The 21,506-nt window shown below is 71.5% G+C and carries 15 protein-coding genes; 5 read left to right on the top strand and 10 right to left on the bottom strand.

The genetic code is table 11. The features are described from left to right. Positions 1 to 7 precede the first annotated feature (7 nt). The 10 genes from IEY86_RS22025 to IEY86_RS21980 form a co-directional block, all read right to left on the bottom strand. Positions 8 to 2,227 carry an MMPL family transporter gene (locus IEY86_RS22025; RefSeq protein ID WP_189133522.1) on the bottom strand — a complete coding sequence of 740 codons (2,220 nt, stop codon included), beginning with the start codon at positions 2,225 to 2,227 and terminating at the stop codon, positions 8 to 10. Between the two features lie 187 nt (positions 2,228 to 2,414). Further along, positions 2,415 to 4,535 (bottom strand): phosphocholine-specific phospholipase C, encoded by a 2,121-nt coding sequence (locus IEY86_RS22020; protein ID WP_189133521.1) that lies wholly within the window; start codon positions 4,533 to 4,535, stop codon positions 2,415 to 2,417. A gap of 193 nt (positions 4,536 to 4,728) precedes the next feature. Then, on the bottom strand, positions 4,729 to 6,234 hold the full coding sequence (gatB, locus tag IEY86_RS22015) for an Asp-tRNA(Asn)/Glu-tRNA(Gln) amidotransferase subunit GatB (RefSeq protein ID WP_189133554.1): 1,506 nt from the start codon (positions 6,232 to 6,234) through the stop codon (positions 4,729 to 4,731). Between the two features lie 59 nt (positions 6,235 to 6,293). Further along, positions 6,294 to 6,533, bottom strand: a complete 240-nt coding sequence (locus tag IEY86_RS22010) for a hypothetical protein (RefSeq protein WP_189133520.1) — start codon at positions 6,531 to 6,533, stop codon at positions 6,294 to 6,296. Next, positions 6,530 to 8,023, bottom strand: coding sequence for an Asp-tRNA(Asn)/Glu-tRNA(Gln) amidotransferase subunit GatA (gene gatA / locus IEY86_RS22005; protein WP_189133519.1), 1,494 nt, complete (start codon positions 8,021 to 8,023; stop codon positions 6,530 to 6,532). Before gatA ends, IEY86_RS22010 begins: the two co-directional genes overlap by 4 nt. Positions 8,024 to 8,028: 5 nt before the next feature. Further along, positions 8,029 to 8,325 carry an Asp-tRNA(Asn)/Glu-tRNA(Gln) amidotransferase subunit GatC gene (gene gatC, locus IEY86_RS22000; RefSeq protein WP_189133518.1) on the bottom strand — a complete coding sequence of 99 codons (297 nt, stop codon included), beginning with the start codon at positions 8,323 to 8,325 and terminating at the stop codon, positions 8,029 to 8,031. Positions 8,326 to 9,634: 1,309 nt separating this feature from the next. Next, on the bottom strand, positions 9,635 to 11,743 hold the full coding sequence (locus IEY86_RS21995; RefSeq protein WP_189133517.1) for a putative bifunctional diguanylate cyclase/phosphodiesterase: 2,109 nt from the start codon (positions 11,741 to 11,743) through the stop codon (positions 9,635 to 9,637). Between the two features lie 237 nt (positions 11,744 to 11,980). Beyond that, complete coding sequence (ligA, locus tag IEY86_RS21990) at positions 11,981 to 14,170, bottom strand: NAD-dependent DNA ligase LigA (RefSeq protein WP_189133516.1); 2,190 nt, start codon at positions 14,168 to 14,170, stop codon at positions 11,981 to 11,983. 40 nt (positions 14,171 to 14,210) lie between these two features. Beyond that, on the bottom strand, positions 14,211 to 15,185 hold the full coding sequence (locus tag IEY86_RS21985; protein ID WP_189133553.1) for a methionine synthase: 975 nt from the start codon (positions 15,183 to 15,185) through the stop codon (positions 14,211 to 14,213). A gap of 71 nt (positions 15,186 to 15,256) precedes the next feature. Then, a complete protein-coding gene (locus IEY86_RS21980; protein ID WP_189133515.1) occupies positions 15,257 to 15,934 on the bottom strand; it encodes an SDR family oxidoreductase in 678 nt (225 codons plus the stop codon). A 292-nt stretch (positions 15,935 to 16,226) separates the two neighbouring features. On the opposite strand from IEY86_RS21980, the gene IEY86_RS21975 reads away from it, so the two are divergent. The 5 genes from IEY86_RS21975 (at position 16,227) to mnmA (ending at position 21,504) form a co-directional block, all read left to right on the top strand. After that, complete coding sequence (locus IEY86_RS21975) at positions 16,227 to 17,027, top strand: electron transfer flavoprotein subunit beta/FixA family protein (RefSeq protein ID WP_229698659.1); 801 nt, start codon at positions 16,227 to 16,229, stop codon at positions 17,025 to 17,027. Between the two features lie 33 nt (positions 17,028 to 17,060). Further along, on the top strand, positions 17,061 to 18,023 hold the full coding sequence (locus tag IEY86_RS21970) for an electron transfer flavoprotein subunit alpha/FixB family protein (protein ID WP_189133513.1): 963 nt from the start codon (positions 17,061 to 17,063) through the stop codon (positions 18,021 to 18,023). A 99-nt stretch (positions 18,024 to 18,122) separates the two neighbouring features. Next, entirely contained in the window at positions 18,123 to 19,004 is an 882-nt protein-coding gene (locus tag IEY86_RS21965; protein WP_373287073.1) for a thioesterase family protein, read from the top strand. A gap of 53 nt (positions 19,005 to 19,057) precedes the next feature. Then, positions 19,058 to 20,242 (top strand): cysteine desulfurase family protein, encoded by a 1,185-nt coding sequence (locus IEY86_RS21960; RefSeq protein WP_189133511.1) that lies wholly within the window; start codon positions 19,058 to 19,060, stop codon positions 20,240 to 20,242. Between the two features lie 104 nt (positions 20,243 to 20,346). After that, positions 20,347 to 21,504 carry a tRNA 2-thiouridine(34) synthase MnmA gene (gene mnmA / locus IEY86_RS21955; protein WP_189133510.1) on the top strand — a complete coding sequence of 386 codons (1,158 nt, stop codon included), beginning with the start codon at positions 20,347 to 20,349 and terminating at the stop codon, positions 21,502 to 21,504. Positions 21,505 to 21,506: the final 2 nt, after the last annotated feature.

Here is a 21,506-nt window from a genome sequence, read left to right as displayed (position 1 = left end):
GTGGCGGCTAGGCGCTGAGCTGTTTCGGGGCGTCGTCCAGCTCCGAGACGGAGACCGGCTCGACCGACTCCTCCTCGGGCTCGACCGTCAGACGCGGCAGGCGGCGGTCCAGCCGGCCGGGCAGCCACCAGTTGGCGCGGCCGAGCAGATGCATGATCGCGGGGACCAGCAGGGTGCGCAGCACGAAGGCGTCCAGAGCGACGGCGGCGGCCAGGCCGATGCCGAACATCCCGATCACCCGGTCCCCGCTGAGCACGAACGCGCCGAAGACGCAGATCATGATCACCGCCGCCGAGTTGATCACCCGGCTGGTCTCGGAGAGCCCGACGCGGACGGCGACCCGGTTGTCGCGGGTCTGGGCCCATTCCTCGTGCATCCGGCTGACCAGGAAGACCTGGTAGTCCATGGACAGGCCGAAGAGGATGGAGATCATGATCACGGGCAGGAACGGTTCTATCGGCCCCGCCCGGCCGACCCCGATGAGCTCGGCGCCCCACCCCCACTGGAAGATCGCGACCACGATGCCGAACGAGGCCGCCGCCGCCAGCAGGTTCATCGCGGCGGCCGTCAGCGGTACGCCGAGGCTGCGGAAGGCCAGCAGGAGAAGGACGAAGCCCAGCGCGACGATCACTCCGACGAAGAGCGGCAGCTTGCCGACGAGCACGGAGGCGAAGTCCTTGTAGGTGGCGGTCACTCCGCCCACGTGGACGTCGAGTGTCGTTCCGTCCTCCGCCTCGGGGATCACGTCGTCGCGCAGGTGGTTGATGAGCTTGTCGGTGGCCTGGTCCTGCGGGGCGGAGGTGGGGACGACCTCGATGATGCCGATGGAGGCACCGGCGTTCTCCCCGGTCGGCACGGGCTGGGCTGCGGCCACTCCGGGGGTGTGGCGCAGGGTCTCCACCAGGTCGTGCAGCGCCACCCGGTCACCGGGGTGCGGGGTCTCGGCCACGAGTTGGAGCGGTCCGTTGACGCCGGGGCCGAAGCCCTCGGCGATCATGTCGTACGCCTTGCGGGTGGTGGAGGCGGCCGGGTTGTTGCCCTGGTCGGAGGAGCCGAGGTGCAGGGCGAGGGTGGGCACGGCCAGAGCGAGCATCACCGCGGCGGAGACGGCGGCGAGGGCACGCGGATGGCGCTCGACGAAAGCGGACCAGCGGGCGGCGAGGCCCGTGGCCATCTCGGGCTCGGGACCGTGCTCGGCGAGGCGGCGGCGGTCGCGGCGGCTGAGGACGCGAGGTCCGAGCAGGCCGAGCATGGCGGGCAGGAGGGTGACGGAGGCCAGGACGGTCAGCACGACGGTGACGGCGGCGGCGACCGCGACCCCGTTGAGGAAGCTCAGACGCAGCACGAGCATGCCGAGCAGAGCGATGCAGACGGTGGCGCCCGCGAAGACGACGGCCCGTCCGGAGGTGTTGACCGCCCGTGCGGCGGACTCCTGGACGGACAGGCCCTGTTTGAGCCCGCGGCGGTGGCGGGTGACGATGAACAGGGCGTAGTCGATGCCCACACCGAGCCCGATCAGCATGCCGAGCATGGGGGCGAACTCCGCGACGACCATGGTGTGGCTGAGCAGGCCGATACCGAGCATGGCCATGCCGACGCTGACCACCGCGGTGATGATGGGCAGAAGCATCGCGGTCAGCGAGCCGAAGGCGAACAGCAGCACCGCGGCGGCCGCGGCGAGGCCGACGATCTCGCTGATGTGCGCGGGTGGCTTCTCGGTGCGGCTGATGGCGCTGCCGCCGAGTTCGACGTCGAGGCCCTTGTCCTGCGCGGACTTGGCTGTGTCGACGACCTTCTTGACCTGTGCGGCGTGGAGTTGGCCGGCCTGGGCGTCGAAGACGAGTTGTGCGTAGGCGGTGGAGCCGTCCCTGCTGATCTGCCCGGAGCCCTCGGCGCGGTAGGGGCTGTTGACCGTGGAGACGCCCGGCAGTGCGGAGATCTCCTTCAGCGCGTGGTCCATGCGCCGGTGAACAGCCTCGTCCCGCACGGAGGTGTGGGTGTGGCCGTCGGTCTTCCACACCACGGTGTCGGTGTCGCCGGAGGCCTGCGGAAATGCCTTGTGGAGCAGGGCGATGGCGTGGGTGGACTCGGTGCCCGGCACGTCGTAGGCGTTGGAGTACTGCGTCCCGGCCACGGTTCCGGTGACGGCGACGCCAAGAAGCGCCGACACCCAGAGGATGACGACGACAAGGCGGTGCCCGAGACACCAGCGGGCCAGAGCGGCCATGGGCGTACTTCCCCGCTTCCGTGGCTTCTATGAGCAGACCGAAGGAGCGGGCCTCGCAGTCGAGGACCGCTCCCTTGGCTCTCCACTCTGGCACGGAATGCGGCGGGAACCAGACGCCAGTGGCCACGCTCACAGGGGCATAAAGTCCCCATAAACCCCTAGGCACAAGGTCCCGAATGGGGCCAAATCATCCGGTGACGCTCTCCCCGCCGTTCTCGATGTGGCCCATGAGGCGCCTGTGGAAGGCGGGATCGGCGGGTGTGGTGAGCGTCACGTCGTACCAGCCGTGGTCGCGGTCGGCCGAGTAGGCGATGGTACGGCTCTTGCCTGCCTTGATCGGGACATGGCGTGCGCGGGCGGCACGGTCCTCGGCGTAGGCGTTGGGGTGGAGCGTGAAGACCGCGTCGTCGTCGCCGTGGTTGGACAGCGTCAGATGCACTACCCGGTCCCCCGCGTCGATATGGGCGCAGACCTCGGCGCAGCCGTCGCGGGAACCGGCGAACTCACGGCGGAAGCCGTTCGGGCCGGTGACGGTGAAGTTGTACCGCTCGCCGGGCAGCGGCACCTGCCAGACGCCCTTCCTGCGCACGTCCTGGTGCTGCGGGGCGGTGAACTCGCCCGCGTACGGGTAGAGCGCGAAGTGCACGCTGGAGCGGCCCGTGTTGGTGAGGGTCAGGCGGAAGGTGCCCCCGTCCACATGGCCCTGGGCGTTGGGCTGGTACGGCAGGGGGCGGGCGCGGCGGGTGCCGGGCTCCTGCGCGGGCATCCGCTGGTCGGCGGGCGGGGCGGGGTTCCAGCGGCCGGTGAAGGGCGGGACGGGGCCGGGCCGGTCCAGCTCCGGGAGGCCGCGGCCGCGCTTGAAGTCGAAGGCGGAGGTGAGGTCGCCGGTGACCTGGCGGCGCCAGGGGGTGATGTTGGGCTCCTCGATGCCCAGCCACTTCTCGAGGAAGCGGATCTGGGAGGTGTGGTCGAAGACCTCGGAGCAGGCGTAGCCGCCGACGGTCCACGGCGAGACGACGAGCAGGGGCACGCGCACGCCCAGGCCGGTCGGGCGGCCCTTCCAGATCTCGTCCTTGCCGTGCGGGTCCTGCGACGAGGGCACCGGCGGCGGGACGTGGTCGAAGAAGCCGTCGTTCTCGTCGTAGGTGATGAAGACGGCCGTGTGGCGCCAGACCTCGGGGTGGGAGGCGAGGGCGTCCAGCACCTGGTAGGTGATGGTGGCGCTGGCGATCGGCGAGGAGGCGCTGGGGTGCTCGGAGTCGGCGGCGGAGGGCACCAGGTAGGTGACCTCGGGCAGGCGGCCGGCGGCCACGTCGGCGCGGAAGTCCTCGGCGAGGGTGTGAGGGCGGCCTCGGCGAAGGGCACGCTCGTAGAGGCCGCGGTCCGCCTTGGACAGGGCCTTGACGCCGTCCTCCAGCAGGCCGAGCAGGCGCTCCTGCTCCGTGGGGTTCGCCTTGAAGACCGCGCTGTAGAAGCTGTCGAGGCTCTTGAAGTCACCGGCCTTGGCGAGGGCCTTGCGGGCGACGGCCTTGAAGGTGGCGTAGAACTCCAGGTTGTTGTCCTGGTAGTTGTCCCACTCCTGGTAGACCTTCCAGGTCCGCCCTGCCTTCTCCAGCCGCTCGGCGTAGGTGGGCCAGGTGTAGCCGGGGTGGGTGTCCTCGTCGTAGGCATCGTTGTCGACCGCGCGCTCGCCGTCGGCCTCGTAGCCGGTCCAGCCGCTGACCCAGTGGTTGCGGTTGGGGCTGGTGGAGGAGTGGATCGAGGAGTGGTAGGCGTCGCAGATCGTGAAGGTGTCGGCGAGCTCGTAGTGCAACGGCACGTCACGGCGGTCGTAGTACGCCATGGTGGCCGCGGACTTCGCGGAGATCCAGTTGTCCATCCAGCCGCCGTGCCAGGCGGAGTTGCCGCCGTCCCAGCTGTGGTCGAGGGCGCCGATGTACTGGAGGTCCTTCTTCTGGGTCTCGGCGGCGCCGCGGACGGGGAAGGGAAGGACGGTGCGGCCGGGGTCGGCGGGCTGCTCGAAAACGGGCTTGCCGGGGGTGCCGGGGGTGCCTCCCGTGCCGGGCAGGGCGATCGCGTTGCGGTCGCTGAAGCCTCGGACGCCGCGGAGAGTGCCGAAGAGGTGGTCGAAGGAACGGTTCTCCTGCATAAGGAGAACGACGTGCTTGATGGCGCCGAGCCCGCCGCGCGCAGGCTCCGCGGCAAGCGCGGCCTGGAGCGACGGGGGCAGAACGGAGGCGGCGGCTGCGGCTCCTGCGGTACCGGCGCCCGCCGCCAGCAAGCGCCTGCGAGAGAAGTCGGGTGACAAACGGAACCCTCCCTGGATCCTGTGCGACCGCGTCGGGGTGTGCGCGGCGGGTCGGACAGTAGTAGGAAGGGGTGGACTGCGGAAGGCTGCCGGGTGTCCGGGCGGGAACGTTCAGGGGCGGCCCCCAGGTGGGCGGGCCGCCCCTGAACGCACTGTCGGCGCTGTGTTCTTGACGCGTTGTCGGGCCGCGGGATCAGCCCTGGGCGCCGAGCTTCTCCAGGATCAGGTCCTTGACCCGGGCGGCGTCGGCCTGGCCTCGGGTGGCCTTCATGACCGCGCCCACCAGGGCGCCCGCCGCCGCGACCTTGCCGTCGCGGATCTTGTCCGCGACACCCGGGTTGGCGGCGATCGCCTCGTCCACCGCCGTGCCCAGCGCGCCCTCGTCCGACACGATCCTCAGACCGCGCTTCTCGACGACCGTGTCCGGGTCGCCCTCGCCGCCGAGGACGCCCTCGATGACCTGGCGGGCCAGCTTGTCGTTGAGCGAGCCCTCCACGACCAGCGCCGAGACACGGGCCACCTCGGTCGGGGTGATGGCGAGCGCGGACAGCTCCACGCCGTCCTCGTTCGCCCGGCGGGACAGCTCGCCCATCCACCACTTGCGGGCGGCGTCCGCCGGGGCCCCGGCGTCGATCGTCTCGAGGATGAGGTCGATCGCGCCCGCGTTGAGCACGGACTGCATCTCGTGGTCGGACAGCCCCCAATCCGCCTGGACGCGTCGGCGGCGCACCCGCGGCAGCTCCGGAAGGGTGCCGCGCAGCTCCTCCACCCAGTCACGGGACGGGGCCACCGGAACGAGGTCGGGCTCGGGGAAGTAGCGGTAGTCCTCCGCCTCCTCCTTCACCCGGCCGGCGGTCGTGGTGCCGTCGTCCTCGTGGAAGTGGCGGGTCTCCTGCACGATCGTCCCGCCCTCCTTGAGGACGGTGGCGTGCCGCTGGATCTCGAAGCGGACGGCCCGCTCGACCGACCGCAGCGAGTTGACGTTCTTGGTCTCGCTGCGGGTGCCGTACTTCTCCCGGCCGATGGGGCGCAGCGACACATTCGCGTCGCAGCGCATCTGGCCGAGCTCCATCCGGGCCTCGGACACACCCAGGGCCCGGATCAGCTCACGCAGCTCGGCGACGTACGCCTTCGCCACCTCGGGAGCCCGCTCCCCCGCGCCCTCGATGGGCTTGGTGACGATCTCGATGAGCGGGATGCCGGCGCGGTTGTAGTCCAGCAGGGAGTGGTCGGCGCCGTGGATGCGGCCGGTGGCACCGCCCACGTGCGTGGACTTGCCGGTGTCCTCCTCCATGTGGGCGCGCTCGATCTCCACCCGGAAGGTCTCGCCGTCGACCTCGACGTCCAGATAGCCGTTGAAGGCGATCGGCTCGTCGTACTGCGAGGTCTGGAAGTTCTTCGGCATGTCCGGGTAGAAGTAGTTCTTCCGGGCGAACCGGCACCACTCGGCGATCTCGCAGTTCAGCGCCAGGCCGATGCGGACCGCCGACTCGACGGCGGTGGCGTTGACCACCGGCAGCGAACCGGGCAGGCCCAGGCAGGTCGGGCAGACCTGGCTGTTCGGCTCGGCGCCGAACGTGGTCGCGCAGCCGCAGAACATCTTGGTGTTCGTGCCCAGCTCGACGTGGACCTCGAGGCCCATCACCGGGTCGTACGACGCCAGGGCGTCCTCGTACGACACCAGGTCCATGACGCTCACAGTCTCCATACCTCTCAGTCAGCCGGTCGGTCGGCTCATTGGGCCCAGGCTCATTGGGCTCAGTCGGCCAGGATGTCGCCGTGGTCACGGCGGCGCAGTTCACGCACCAGCAGGGCCACACCGGTGGCGATGGCGGCCGCGCTGACGGCCGCGTCGAGGAGCTGGAGCTTGTCGCCCTCGCCCCTCGCGTGCTTCGCCTGCTTCGCCACGCTGATCGCGCCGAAGAGGGTGGTGCCGATCGACAGGTACGTGCCGGTCTTGCTCTTCCTGAAGTTCTTGGCTTTGGCCAGCTTGCTCACAGTGACGGTGCCTCCTCAAGCAGCGGGTGACCCCAGCGTGCGGTGAACGCGGCCTCGACCGCGGAACCGACACGGTAGAGCCGGTCATCGGCCATCGTCGGGGCGATGATCTGCAGGCCGACGGGGAGCCCGTCCTCGGGCGCCAGGCCGCACGGCAGGGACATCGCCGCGTTGCCCGCAAGGTTGGACGGAATGGTGCACAGGTCCGCCAGGTACATGGCCATGGGGTCGTCGGCGCGCTCACCGATCGGGAAGGCGGTCGTGGGCGTGGTCGGGGAGACCAGCACGTCCACCTGGTCGAAGGCCCTGGCGAAGTCCTGGGTGATCAGCGTGCGCACCTTCTGCGCCTGCCCGTAGTACGCGTCGTAGTAACCGGAGCTGAGGGCGTACGTGCCGAGCATGATCCGGCGCTTGACCTCGGGGCCGAACCCGGCCGCGCGGGTGAGGGCGGTGACCTCCTCCGCCGAGTGCGTGGCGTCGTCGCCGACACGCAGGCCGTAGCGCATGGCGTCGAAGCGGGCGAGGTTCGAGGAGGCCTCGCTCGGGGCGATGAGGTAGTACGCCGGGAGGGCGTAGGTGAACGACGGGCAGGAGATCTCCACGACCTCCGCGCCCAGCTCGCGCAGGAGCTCGACTGCCTCCCGGAAGCGCTGCTCGACGCCGGGCTGGTAGCCCTCGCCGGAGAACTCCTTCACGACGCCGATGCGCATGCCCTTGACGTTCCCGAGCTTCGCGGCCTCGACCACGGCCGGGACCGGGGCGTCGATGGAGGTGGAATCAAGGGCGTCGTGGCCGGCGATGACCTCGTGGAGCAGGGCCGCGTCCAGGACCGTGCGGGCGCACGGGCCGCCCTGGTCCAGGGAGGAGGAGAAGGCGACCAGGCCGTAGCGGGAGACGGCGCCGTAGGTGGGCTTGACGCCGACGGTGCCGGTGACGGCGGCGGGCTGGCGGATGGAACCGCCGGTGTCCGTGCCGATGGCCAGGGGGGCCTGGTAGGAGGCGAGGGCGGCGGACGAGCCGCCGCCGGAACCGCCCGGGATACGGGTGAGGTCCCAGGGGTTGCCGGTGGGGCCGTAGGCGCTGTTCTCGGTGGAGGACCCCATGGCGAACTCGTCCATGTTGGTCTTGCCGAGGATCACCACGCCCGCTTCCTTGAGGCGGCGGGTGAGGGTGGCATCGTACGGGGGGATCCAGCCCTCGAGGATCTTCGACCCGACGGTGGTGGGGATGCCCCTGGTGGTGAAGACGTCCTTGAGAGCTAGCGGCACACCGGCGAGCGGGCCGAGGGTCTCGCCCTTGGCCCGCTTGTCGTCGACGGCGCGAGCGGCGGTGAGGGCGCCCTCGCGGTCGACGTGGAGGAAGGCGTGGACCTTCTCGTCGACCGCGTCGATGCGGGCGAGGTGGGCCTCGGCGACCTCGACGGCGGAGGTCTTGCCGGAGGCGACGGCCTCGGCGGTCTCGGCCGCGGTGAGCCTGGTCAGGTCAGACATGTGGTTCAGTCCTCTCCCAGGATCTGCGGCACCTTGAAACGCTGCTCCTCCGAGGCCGGGGCCCCGGCCAGGGCTTCCTGGGGGGTGAGGGAGGGCCGGACCTCGTCGGGGCGCATGACGTTGGTCAGCGGGAGAGGGTGCGAGGTGGGCGGGATGTCGTCGGCCGCGATCTCCCCGACGCGTGCCACCGCGTCGATGATCGCGTCGAGCTGCTCGGCGAAGTGGTCGAGCTCTTCGTCCTTCAGCTCAAGGCGCGACAGCCGAGCGAGGTGGGCGACCTCCTCGCGCGTGATGCCAGGCATGCAGCGGTCCTCAGGGTGAGTGTGATGCGGACTAGTCTTCGGGGCCAATCCTATGGCTTCGGCGCCACGGCTTTTCCGCCCGGCGGCGGGAGGCGGTGATCGGCGGGGGCAGGCGGGGGGGAACCCCTGCGCGGGGCGGTCGCACTGGACTGACGGTCTGCGCGCGCTGCCGCGCGGCCCCGAGGAGTCGGAATCGGAGTGCGGAGCCGGAGTGCGGAGCCGGAGTGCGGAGCGGCCGCGCTGGACTGACGGTCCTGCCGCCGGGCGGCGGGATGGTCTGCGCGCTGCCGCGCGAAAGATCAAAAGCGCTGGCAAGGTGAGCCAGGGGCGCCCGGGCCGGTAAGCGACAGCACACCCGGGGCGAGCTGCCAGGTGCGGTGAGCGAGCGGGCGGCGGTTGGGTGAGCGCGCTTCGCGCGAGGCCAACCCGCCAGCCGCGGTGGGACCCAGCCACGCTGGACTGACGGTCCTGCCGCCGGGCGGCGGGCTTGATTGCGCGCTACCGCGCGAAAGACCAAAAGCGCTGGCGAGGTGAGCCGGGGGCGCCCGGGCCGGTAAGCGACAGCACACCCGGGGCGAGCTGCCAGGTGCGGTGAGCGAGCGGGCGGCGGTTGGGTGAGCGCGCTTCGCGCGAGGCCAACCCGCCAGCCGCGGTGGGACCCAGCCACGCTGGACTGACGGTCCTGCCCCCCCGGGCGGCGGGCTTGATTGCGCGCTACCGCGCGAAAGACCAAAAGCAGGGCCAGCGGCGGGGGGTATGGGGGACGTTTTTGGAAAAGGTGGTGCAATTTCACGTGTCTGCGGAGAGGTGCACGCGGGGGCGTGCAGTGCTGGATTCACTACCAATTCCAAAAACGGTACCCCCATACCCCTGCCCGACCGGGACCCGGTGNCGTCACAACAGCAGCCAGCCTCCCGCCCCCTCGACGCGAAGCGGCGCACCCCAACCGCCACCCGGCCAGCGCGGCCCACCCCGCGCCCAGCTCCCGCCGCTGCCAGCGCTTTTGGCTTTCGCGCGACAGCGCGCAGACTGACCGACGGCCGGAAACGACGCCGTCACAACAGCAGCCAGCCTCCCGCCCCCTCGACGCGAAGCGGCGCACCCCAACCGCCACCCGGCCAGCACCGACCCCCACCGCGACCCACTCCCACCGCCGCCAGCGCTCTTGGCCTTCGCGCGACAGCGCGCACATCAAACCGACGGCCCGGCGGCGCAACCGTCAGACCAGGGGTCCCCACCGCCGCCAGCGCTCTTGGCTTTCGCGCGGCAGCGTGCAGATCGGACCGCCGGACCGGCGGCTCCATTGCGTTCACGGGCGGGGTTGGGCGGTGGGGAGTTCTTCTGGGGTCGCTGCCTCCGCGGCGGGGAGCGAGCCCGCGGCGGGGAGCGGGCCCGCGCCGCGGCTCAGCAGCCACGCCGTGGTTTCGTCCGGGGGCATCGCCGCCGCCACCAGCCAGCCCTGGACGGCGTCGCAGCCCAGGTCTCGCAGGCGCTCCCACGTTTCGTCGTCCTCCACACCCTCCGCGACCACCACCAAACCCAGTGAGTGCGCCAGTTCCACCGTGCAGCGCACGATCTCCGCGTCCTCCGGGTCCACCGCCAGCTTCGCCACGAAGGAGCGGTCGATCTTGAGCTCGCTCACCGGCAGCCGCCGCAGGTGGACCAGTGACGAGTACCCCGTCCCGAAGTCGTCCAGCGACATCTTCACGCCGTGCCCCGTCAGCCCTGCCAGCGTGTCAGCCGCCCGCTGCGGGTCCTCCAGCAGCACATGCTCGGTGATCTCCAACTGCAACGCCCCCGGCGGCACCCCGTGCCGGGCCAGTCTCGCCGCCACCGCCCCCGCGAAGCCCGGACTGTGGACGTCCCTCGGGGAGACGTTCACCGCCACCGGCACCTCGAACCCCGCCGCCCGCCAGCGCGCGACCTGGCTCAGGGCCTCCTCGAGCACGTACTCCGTCAGCTGCGGCATCAGCCCCGACGTCTCCGCCAGGGTGACGAACTCGTCCGGGCTCACCCGACCCCGCTCCGGGTGCACCCACCGCACCAGGGCCTCCAGGCCCGCCACCTGCCCGTCGAAGCGCACCTTGGGCTGGTAGTGCAGGTCTATCTGGCCGGTCTCCAGCGCCCGCCGCAGATCGCCCAGCAGGCCCAGCCGGTCGGGGGTGTTGCCGTCGCGGGAGGACTCGTAGACCTCCACACCGCTGCGGTCCCGCTTGGCCTGGTACATCGCCACATCCGCACGCCGCAGCAGGCCCTCCGCGTCCACGGCGTGATCGGGGAAGACGCTCACTCCCGCGCTGGCCTCGAGGACGAGGGTCAACCCGTCGAGGTTCAACGGGGTGTTGAGCGCCGCCACTAACATCCGGGCCACACGCTGGGCACGCGTCGGGGAGTCGGCGGTGGGGATTAAGACCGCGAACTCGTCACCGCCCAGGCGGGCCACCTCCGAACCTCTCGGCAGCGCCCCGCGCAGCCGGTCCGCCACCTGGAGCAGGAGCCGGTCCCCCGCGAGGTGCCCGAGGGTGTCGTTGACGGAACGGAACTTGTCGAGGTCGATCAGCACGAGCGCCGCGCGCTCGTGATTGTGCTCGGCCTCGTCCAGGGCGAGCCACACCCGCTCCAGCAGCCACTGCCGGTTGGGCAACCCCGTGAGCGGGTCGCGCAGTTGCTCCTCGGCGCGGGCCCGCGCCATCCACAGCGTGCTGTCCATCGCCATCAGCGGGACCGCGAACAGCGGCAGCAGGATCGGCCGGTCCGCCGCGACCGCCGCTATCAGCGGGGATATGCCCAGCAGCGAGACACCCACCAGCCCCTGGCGCAGCATCTCCGTGCGCAGCACCGACCGCACACCGGCCGTCAGCGGCGCGGTGCCGATCCACAGCAGCGTTCTGGTGGTGGCCAGGTAGGCCAGCGCGGAGGCGAACACCGCGGGCACGGCGCTCGCCCCCCACTCGTACGGCATCCAGGGGTTCTCCACCGAGGGCCGGATCCCGAAGACGGCCAGGGCAAGAGCCGCCGCCCCGATGCCGAGGATGTCCACGGCGCCGCGCAGGCATGCCTCGCGCCAGCGATGGCGGCGGGCCGCGCCCACCAGGACGACCACGGCGATGCTCACGAGCCCTGCGGGCACCCAGCCGTTGAGCATCAGAACGGCGAGGGTGAGGGCGGCGCCCGAACCGGCGCCGCCCCACCACCGGTCACGCCCGAGCGCGACCAGGTGCCCGACGACGACTCCGGTGAGCACCGCGAACGCCCAGCCGATCGAGCCCGCCGGGAACAGTGCCTGCCCCCGGCTCAGCACCCGGGCGACCCCCGCGGTCAGGGCGGTGGCCCCTGCCGCGATGATCACCAGGGGAACCGGCGGCACGGCACGGCGGCACGTCTCGAGCGCCGAGGGTGCGCTGTCCCTGAGTTCCATGCCCGTCCCTCTCGCAGCCTGTGGGCCCTTTTGCAGTCCGGGGGGTGTCGTGCCCGCGAGGCGGCGGGAAGGCAGCCGTTGACAAGCGGATGCAGGCGCGCAACCCCAACAGTAGGCCCGAAAAGGCTGAACGGGGCAGCGATCCACAGCGGTTGCCCTAATGCAACCTGCGCACCCCTCTAGCTCTGATATGCGCCGTTCGAGTGATCCGTGAACCTCTTGAGCAGGGCGGATCGGCTATTCGGCCGGATTCGTCGCCATGGCTCGGGCCGCTTCCGTCCCATCCTCGAGCAGAACGGCGAAACCGTCCTCATCCAGCACCGGAACCTTGAGTTGGATCGCCTTGTCGTACTTCGACCCGGGATTGTCCCCAACAACGACGAAATCGGTCTTCTTGGACACCGAACCCGAGACCTTGGCGCCCCTGCGCTGAAGGGCTTCCTTGGCGCCGTCCCGCGTGTGGCCGGTCAAAGTGCCCGTCACCACCACGGTCACCCCCTCCAACGGCCGCGGCCCCTCGTCCGACCCCTCCTCGACCAGCCGCACCCCGGCCAGGCGCCACTTCTCGATGATCTCACGGTGCCACTCCTCCTCGTACCACTGCTTGACGGCGGCGGCGATGATCGGCCCCACCCCGTCGGCGGCGGCCAACTCGGCCTCGTCGGCCTGGAAGACGCGGTCCATGGAGCGGAACTGCCGCACCAGCGCCTCGGCGGCCGTGGGCCCCACATGACGGATCGACAGGCCCACGAGGAACCTGGCCAGCGGCCGGGTCTTGGCCGCCTCGATGGCCGCGAGCATCGTGCCGGTGTTCTTCTTCGCCTCGCCCTTCTGGTTGGCGAAGAAGGTGACGATCTTCTCCTCGCCCGTCTTCGGGTCGAGCTTGGCCTTGCCGGTGTCAGCGTCGAGCACCTTGACCCGCAGCGGAAGGAGTTGACCCTCCGTCAGGCCGAAGAGGTCGCCCTCGTCCTTCAGCGGCGGCTCCTCGGGCTCCAGCGGCTGCGTGAGCGCCGTGGCGGCCACATAGCCCAGGCCCTCGATGTCGAGGCTGCTGCGCCCGCAGAGGTAGTACAGGCGCTCGCGCCGCTGGGCGGGGCAGTGCTGGGCATTGGGGCAGCGCAGGTCCACATCGCCCTCGGACATGGGCCGAAGGGCCGTGCCGCACTCGGGGCACTCGGACGGCATCACGAAGGCCCGCTCGCTGCCGTCCCGCAGGTCGACCACGGGGCCGAGGATCTCCGGGATGACATCGCCGGCCTTGCGCAGCACCACGGTGTCGCCGATCAGCACGCCCTTGGCCTTTACCACGTCCTGGTTGTGCAGGGTGGCCATCTCCACCTCGGAGCCCGCCACCTTGACCGGCTCCATCACGGCGTAGGGCGTGACACGGCCGGTCCGGCCGACGTTGACCCGGATGTCGAGGAGCTTGGTGTTGACCTCCTCCGGCGGGTACTTGAACGCGATGGCCCAGCGTGGCGCCCGCGAGGTGGAGCCCATCCGGCCCTCGAGCGCGATCTCGTCGACCTTGACGACCACGCCGTCGATCTCGTGCTCGACGTCGTGCCGGTGCTCGCCGAAGTACTCGATGAACTCCTTGACCTCCTCGATCCCGCTCGCCACCTTGTTGTGCTTCGCGGTCGGCAGGCCCCACTCGTGCAGCAACGCGTAGGCCTCGGAGAGGCGGTCGATGTCGAAGCCGCCTCTGGCGCCGATGCCGTGGACCACCATGTGCAGGGGTCTGGTGGCGGTGACCCGAGGGTCCTTCTGGCGCAACGATCCTGCGGCGGCGTTGCGCGGGTTGGCGAACGGGGCCTTGCCCGCCTCGACCAGGCGTGCGTTGAGCTCCTCGAACTTCTCGCCCGGGAAGAAGACCTCGCCCCGGATCTCGACCAGATCGGGAACGCTGTCGCCCTGGAGCCTGTCCGGGATCTCGGCGATCGTCCGCACGTTGGGCGTGATGTCCTCGCCGGTGCGGCCGTCGCCGCGGGTGGCGGCCAGCGTGAGCCTGCCGTGCTCGTACGTCAGATTGACCGCGAGGCCGTCGACCTTGAGCTCGCACAGGTAGCGGCAGCCGGACTCGCCGAGCTCCTTGACCACCCGGTCGTGCCAGGCGTCGAGCTCGTCGAACGTGAAGGCGTTGTCCAGGCTGAGCATCCGCTCGCGGTGCTCGACGGAGGTGAACTCCGTCTCGTACCGCCCGGCGACCTTCTGGGTGGGCGAGTCGGGCGTGCGCAGCTCGGGGTACTCGTCCTCGATCGACTCCAACTCCCGCAGCAGGCGGTCGAACTCCGCGTCGCTGACGACGGGGGCGTCCTTGACGTAGTACCGGAACCGGTGGTCCTCGATGTCCTGGCTCAGGAGGGCGTGCCGCTCCCGAACCTCGGGGATGAGGTCCGATGCGGCACTCGACTGCTGTTCGCGGCCCACGGTGAGTCCTCCGTCTTCGATTCCCGACTCGCCTCCCCGATTACTCGGGGTTGTCGACGAGTGCCTTCGCCGCTCGGGCAGATGTGGCGAGCACGGCCCTGGCACGGGCCGGCGAGGCCCCCGCGAGACCGCAGGTCGGGGTGATCGCCACCGCCCTCCCCAGAGCGGCCGGATCGAGCCCCAACCTGCGCCACAGCTTCCGAACACCCTCGACGCTACCGCCAGGGTCGGACATTGGGCCCTCGGCGGACGGGACGACACCGGCGAACAGCAGGGTGCCCCCTTCCACCGCCTCACCGATCACCTCGTCGTCACGCTCGGTGAGCAGTCCGAAGTCCAGCGACACCGCCGCCGCCCCCGAGCGCCGCAGCAGGGCGATCGGCACGGAGGGGGCGCAGGAGTGCACGACGAAGGGCGCGTCGACGGAGCCGATCACCTGGCGCAGGGCGCCCTCGACGACCGAGCGGTCCACGGCGCGGTGGGTGCGGTAGCCGCTGGCGGTGGGGACGCGGCCGGTCAGGACCGAGGTCAGGGAGGGCTCGTCGAGCTGGACCACCAGCCGGGCGCCCGGAACCCTGCGCCGCACGTCCTCGGCGTGCAGCCGAAGCCCCTCGGCGAGCGAGGCGGTGATGTCCCGGCGCGCGCCGGGGTCGCCGAGCGCGGCCTCCCCGCTTCGCCGCTCCACGCTCGCGGCCAGCGTCCAGGGGCCCACGGCCTGGATCTTCAGCAGGCCCGTGTATCCCTGGGTGAACTCCTCCAGGGCGTCGAGGTCCTCCCCGAGCCAGGAGTCGGCCCGCCTGCTGTCGCGGCCGGGCCGGTCCGAGAACCGCCAACCCGACGGCTCCACATGCGCGTACAGCTCCGCGAGCAGACCGAGGGAGCGCCCGATCATGTCGGCGCCGGGGCCTCGGGCGGGCAGTTCGGGAAGATGCGGCAGCAGTTCCAGGGACTCGACGACCGTGCGGGCGCTCTCACGGGCGTCGGTGCCGGGCATGGACCCGACACCGGTCGCCATACCGTGCGGCCAGGGGAAGCTCGCTTGCGTACTCACCCCCGAAGAGTAGCCAGCGCACCCCGGGCTCGGGCTCAGCCGCCCGGACGCATGCTGACATCGGTCATCTCGGCGTCACGGGGCAGGTCGAGGGCGGTCAGGACGGCCGTGGCGACCGACTCCGGCGCGATCCACGGCTGCGGGTCGTACGCCTTGCCCTCCTGGGCGTGCACCTTCTCCTGCATCGGTGTGGCGGTGCGGCCCGGATAGACGGAGGTGACCCGCACGCCGTTGCCGTGCTCCTCCTGGCGCAGCGAGTCCGCCAGGGCCTTCAGGCCGTGCTTGCTCGCGGCGTAGGCGCTCCACCGGGCGTGGGCGTTGAGGCCGGAGCCGGAGTTGACGAAGACGACGTGCCCGCGGGCGGCGCGCAGTCCCGGCAGGGCGCGGCGGGTGAGCTCGGCGGGGGCGACGAGGTTGGCCGCGAGGGTGTGCGTCCAGGTGTCGGCGTCGAGGTCCTCCACGCTGCCGAGTTCGACCACGCCCGCGATGTGCAGCAGGGAGTCGACGCGCTCGGGGAGTTCGACGGCGGAGAGGGTCCGCGGCCGGGCGAGGTCGGCGACGACCGCGGTGCTGCCGGGGAAGCGCTCGGCGAGTTCCGCCGCGCGTTCGTCGTTTCGGGCCAGCAGGACGAGCCGGTCCCCGCGCTCGGCGAGCCGGTCGGCGACGACGGCGCCGATCCCCGAGCCGGCGCCGGTGATCACATGGGTACTCATGGCCCATGCCTACCACGGCTGATCGCCGTGGCCGGTGCCCGTGCGACCGGCCGTCCCCGTCGTGCTCGCCGTCGTGCTCGCGCGCCGCAGAGGGGCCGCGGGCGCGGCGGCGGATGCGCCGGGAGGCCTGTGCGTGCGGTGCGCGTCCGTGGTGCGAATCACGCACGTTTGCGCCCGATCGGAGTGGACTCCACCTGGCTACCCGTGGGTAACATTACGCCGGTCAAGGTCGGTCCGCCCTGCGGGGGTGGTCGTACCAACGTCCCACCAACCCGTTCGAGAGGTCGGTCTGATCCCTATGAAGATCGTCGTCTGCGTGAAGCAGGTACCGGACACCGCGTCCGAGAAGGCGCTGCGGTCCGAGGACTCCACCCTCGACCGCGACGCCGTGGACGCCGTGATGAACGAAATGGACGAGTTCGCCGTCGAGGAGGCGCTCCAGCTCGCCGAGCGCACCGACGGAGAGGTGACCGTCCTTCTCATGGGCCCGGACCAGGGCACCGAGACCATCCGCAAGGCCCTGTCGATGGGCGCCCACAAGGGCATCCACGTGGTGGACGACGCGCTGCACGGCTCCGACGCCGTGGCCACGTCCGCCGTGCTCGCCGCCGCGCTGGCGTCCGAGGAGGGGGCCGGGGGCGCGTACGACCTGATCATCCTCGGCTCCGAGGCCTCCGACGCCCGCACCTCGCTGGTGCCGGCCATGCTCGCCGAGCGCCTGGGTCTGCCGCAGCTCACCTTCGCGCAGAAGGTGGACACCGACGGCGCCAACGTCACCGTGGAGCGCCTGACCGACTACGGCCACGACGTCGTGACCTCGGGGCTGCCCGCCGTGGTCTCCGTCGTGGAGAAGATCAACGAGCCCCGCTACCCCTCCTTCAAGGGGATCATGGCCGCGAAGAAGAAGCCGGTCAGCACCCTCGACCTGGGCGACCTGGGCCTGGACGCCGCCGAGGTGGGCGCCGCCGGGGCCTGGAGCAAGGTCGAGGACTTCGCCGTGCGCCCGCCGCGTACCACCGGCGAGCTCGTCAAGGACGAGGGCGACGGCGGAAAGCAGCTCGTCTCCTTCCTCGCCTCCCGCAAGCTCGTCTGACCCGGCCTTCCCGTATCCAGGAGAGAGAACCCCATGGCTGAAATCCTGGTCCTGGTCGACCACCTCGACGGGGACGTCAAGAAAGTCACCCTCGAACTGCTCACCAAGGCCCGCTCCCTCGGCGAGGTCTCGGCCGTCTTCGTCGGCTCCGGCTTCGACACGGCGAAGGACAAGCTGGCCGAGTACGGCGCCGCCACGGTCCATGTGGCCGACGCCGACGAGCTGACCGCCCACCCGGTCGCCCCCAAGGCCGAACTGCTCGCCAAGCTCGTCGCCGACGGCGATGTGGCCGCCGTCCTCGTCCCCGGCACCGCCGAGGGCAAGGAGGTCGCGGCCCGACTCGCGATCAAGACCGGCTCCGGGGTCATCACCGACGCCGTCGACGTGGTCGCGTCCGACCAGGGCATCGTGGCCGAGCAGTCCGTGTTCGGCGGCTCGACCGTCGTGCACTCCACGATCACCCGCGGCACCCCGGTCGTCGCGGTACGGCCCAACGCCACCCAGCCCGAGCCCGCCCCGGCCGCCGCCGAGCGCGTGGACGTGGCCGTCGAGCTGTCGGCGTCGGCGAAGCTGGCCACCGTGACCGAACGCGTGGTCAAGTCCCGCACCGGCCGCCCCGACCTCACCGAGGCGTCGATCGTGGTCTCCGGTGGCCGCGGGGTCAACGGAGCCGAGAACTTCACCGTCGTCGAGGCACTCGCCGACGCCCTCGGTGGAGCCGTCGGCGCCTCCCGCGCCGCCGTCGACTCCGGCTGGTACCCCCACCAGTCGCAGGTCGGCCAGACCGGCAAGACCGTCTCGCCCCAGCTCTACGTCGCCGCCGGAATCTCGGGCGCGATCCAGCACCGGGCGGGAATGCAGACGTCCAAGACGATCGTTGCGGTCAACAAGGACGCGGAGGCGCCGATCTTCGACCTGGTCGACTTCGGCGTGATCGGCGACCTGTTCGACGTCCTGCCGCAGGCGACGGAGGAGGTCGCGGCCCGCAAGGGCTGAGACCCTCCAGCACAGCGAGCACACCCCGCGGGCCGGGCTCTTCACGGAGCCCGGCCCGCCCTCGATGGAGGCGCAACGATGACCCACCCAGCCGCGGAGCTGCCGCTCGGCGCGAGCGAGTTCACCAGCGAGTCGGGCGCGTTCACCAGCGAGTTCGACCGGGACACGGCGGTGATCGCGCGGACGGACGACCCGTTCGTCTTCGACACGGAGTTCTCCGCGGGCTGGACCATCGGAAAAGGTGTCAACGGCGGCTATCTGATAGCGCTCGCCGACCGCGCGCTCGGGCGGGTGCTGCCGCACCGCGACCCGTTCTCCGTGAGCGCCTACTACCTGACGCCGTCGTTGCCGGGACCGGCCGTCGTGCGCACCGAGGTCGTGCGCACCGGCCGGACCATGTCCACCGGGCAGGCGTCCCTGTTCCAGACCGACGACGACGGCAACGAGGTCGAGCGGCTGCGGGTCGTCGCCCACCACCGCGACCTGGCCGGGCTCACCGACGACGTACGCACCAGCGCCACCGCGCCCGCCCTGCCGCCCGTCGAGCGGTGCGTCGGCGCGGAGACGGCCCCCGGCGGCGTCTTCGGGTCCAAGGCGTCGAACGGGCTGATCGACCGGCTGGACCTGCGACTGGACCCGGCGACGGTCGGCTGGGCGCTCGGCGACCCCTCGGGCAAGGGCGTGATCCGGGGCTGGCTGCGGCTCGCCGACGGCCGGGAGAACGACCCGCTGTCGGTCCTGCTCGCCACCGACGTCCTGCCGCCCACCGCGTTCGACCTCGGACTCAACGGCTGGGTGCCGACCCTGGAACTCACCGTCCATGTGCGGGCGATCCCGTCGCCGGGCCCGTTGCGGGTGGAGATCAGCACCCGCAACCTCGCCGGAGGCTTCCTCGAGGAGGACGCGGAGGTGTGGGACAGCGCCGACCGGCTCGTGGCGCAGTCCAGGCAGCTCGCGAAGGCGCCCGGGAGGGTGCGCTGAGGACCGGGGCGGACTGAGAACCGCGACAGCCGCGCACTAGGATTGGGCCCACCATGCCCTACCTCGACCACGCCGCCACCACTCCGATGCTTCCGGAGGCGGTCCAGGCGATGACCGCGCAGCTCGGCCGCACCGGGAACGCATCCTCGCTGCACGCGGCGGGGCGGCGCGCCCGGCGCGTCGTCGAGGAGTCGCGCGAGACCCTGGCCGCCGCGCTCGGCGCCCGCCCCAGTGAGGTCGTCTTCACCGGGGGCGGCACGGAGTCCGACAATCTCGCGGTCAAGGGCTTGTTCTGGTCCCGCCGCGCCGCCGATGCCAGACGCACCCGTGTCCTGGTCAGCCCGGTCGAGCACCACGCCGTGCTCGACGCGGTGCTGTGGCTGGAGGAGCACGAGGGAGCGAGGCTGGAGTGGCTGCCCGTGGACGCGGTCGGCCGGGTGCACCCCGAGGCGCTGCGGCAGGCCGTCGGGGACACCCCGCAGGACATCGCGCTGGCCACGGTCATGTGGGCCAACAACGAGGTCGGCACTGTCCAGCCGGTCCGTGAACTGGTCGAGGCCGCCCATGAGTTCGGCATCCCGCTGCACGCCGACGCGGTGCAGGCGTTCGGGCAGGTGCCGGTCGACTTCGCGGAGTCCGGCCTCGACGCCATGACAGTGACCGGGCACAAGATCGGCGGGCCGTTCGGAGTCGGCGCCCTGGTACTCGGCCGCGACCACAAGCCCGTTCCGCAGCTGCACGGCGGCGGGCAGGAGCGGGATGTGCGCTCGGGCACGCTGGACGCCCCCGCGATCGCCGCGTTCGCCGTGGCCGGTGAGCTCGCCGCCGAGCGGCGCGAGGAGTTCGCCCACGAGATCGGGGCCCTGCGCGACGATCTCGTCCAGCGGGTGGTCAAGGCCGTGCCGGACGCGGTGCTCAACGGCGACCCGGTCCCCGAGGGGCGGCTGCCCGCCAACGCCCACTTCTCCTTCCCCGGCTGCGAGGGCGACTCCCTGCTCCTCCTGCTCGACGCCCAGGGCATCGAGTGCTCGACCGGCTCCGCCTGCTCGGCGGGGGTGGCCCAGCCCAGCCATGTCCTGCTGGCGATGGGCGCGGACGCCGAACGGGCCCGTGGCTCGCTGCGCTTCTCGCTGGGGCACACCTCGACCCAGGACGACGTCGAGGCGCTGGCCGCGGCGATCGGGCCGGTGGTCGAACGGGCGCGCCGGGCAGCGCAGCCGAAGTGCCACACGGGTTGAGCGAGCCACACCGCTCGAGAGGCGGGTAGAACCGCTCGAGCGGCGAACACGGGCGAACAAAGGAGTCGGGAGCAGTCGCGCGGCCTCGTTACCCTGGATGGACCATGACTGACTTCCCCGGCGCACCGACCGATCCGACCGCCCCGCGCGAGGGCCGCCCCCTGCGGGTGCTCGCCGCCATGTCCGGCGGGGTGGACTCCGCCGTCGCCGCCGCCCGCGCCGCCGAGGCCGGGCACGAGGTCACCGGAGTGCATCTCGCGCTGTCCGCCAACCCCCAGTCGTTCCGGACCGGGGCCCGTGGCTGCTGCACCATCGAGGACTCCCGCGACGCGCGCCGGGCGGCCGACGTCATCGGTGTCCCGTTCTATGTCTGGGACCTCGCCGAGCGATTCCGCCAGGACGTGATCGACGACTTCGTGGCCGAGTACGCCGCCGGGCGCACGCCCAATCCCTGCCTGCGCTGCAATGAGAAGATCAAGTTCGCCGCGCTGCTGGACAAGGCCGTCGGCCTCGGCTTCGACGCCGTGTGCACGGGCCACTACGCGAAGATCGTGGAGACGGCGGACGGCGGGCGCGAGCTGCACCGCGCCGCCGACTGGGCCAAGGACCAGTCCTATGTGCTCGGCGTGCTCGACGCCCGGCAGCTCGCCCACGCGATGTTCCCCCTCGGGGACACCGAGACGACCAAGGACGAGATCCGGGCCGAGGCCGAGCGGCGCGGTCTGGCCGTCGCCCGCAAGCCCGACAGCCACGACATCTGCTTCATCGCCGACGGCGACACCCAGGGATTCCTCGCCAAGCACCTCGGCACCGCCGAGGGCGACATCGTGGACACCGAAGGGACCAAGGTCGGCACCCACTCCGGTGCCTACGGCTTCACGGTCGGGCAGCGCAAGGGCCTGCGCATCGGGCACCCCGCGGCGGACGGCAAGCCGCGCTACGTCCTGGACATCTCGCCGGTGGACAACACGGTGACGGTGGGTCCCGCCGAGGCACTGGACGTTGTGGCGCTGACCGCCGTCAAGCCGCGCTGGTGCGGGCAGGTGCCGGAGGGGCCCGCCGAGTACACCGCGCAGCTGCGGGCCCATGGAGGCGAGGTCCCGGTGACCGCGGAGCTCGCCGACGGAGAGCTGAGGGTGCGGCTCGCGCGGCCCGCCCGCGGTATCGCGCCGGGCCAGGCGGTCGTGCTGTACGACGGCACGCGGGTCGTGGGCTCGGCGACCATCGCGACAACCGAGCGCGCGGCGGTCTCGGCGGTCTGACG

Source organism: Wenjunlia tyrosinilytica, from assembly GCF_014646055.1.
Taxonomy (GTDB): domain Bacteria; phylum Actinomycetota; class Actinomycetes; order Streptomycetales; family Streptomycetaceae; genus Wenjunlia; species Wenjunlia tyrosinilytica.
The sequence above is the reverse complement of the archived record's forward strand: the minus strand, read 5'-3'. Positions and strand labels throughout refer to the sequence as shown.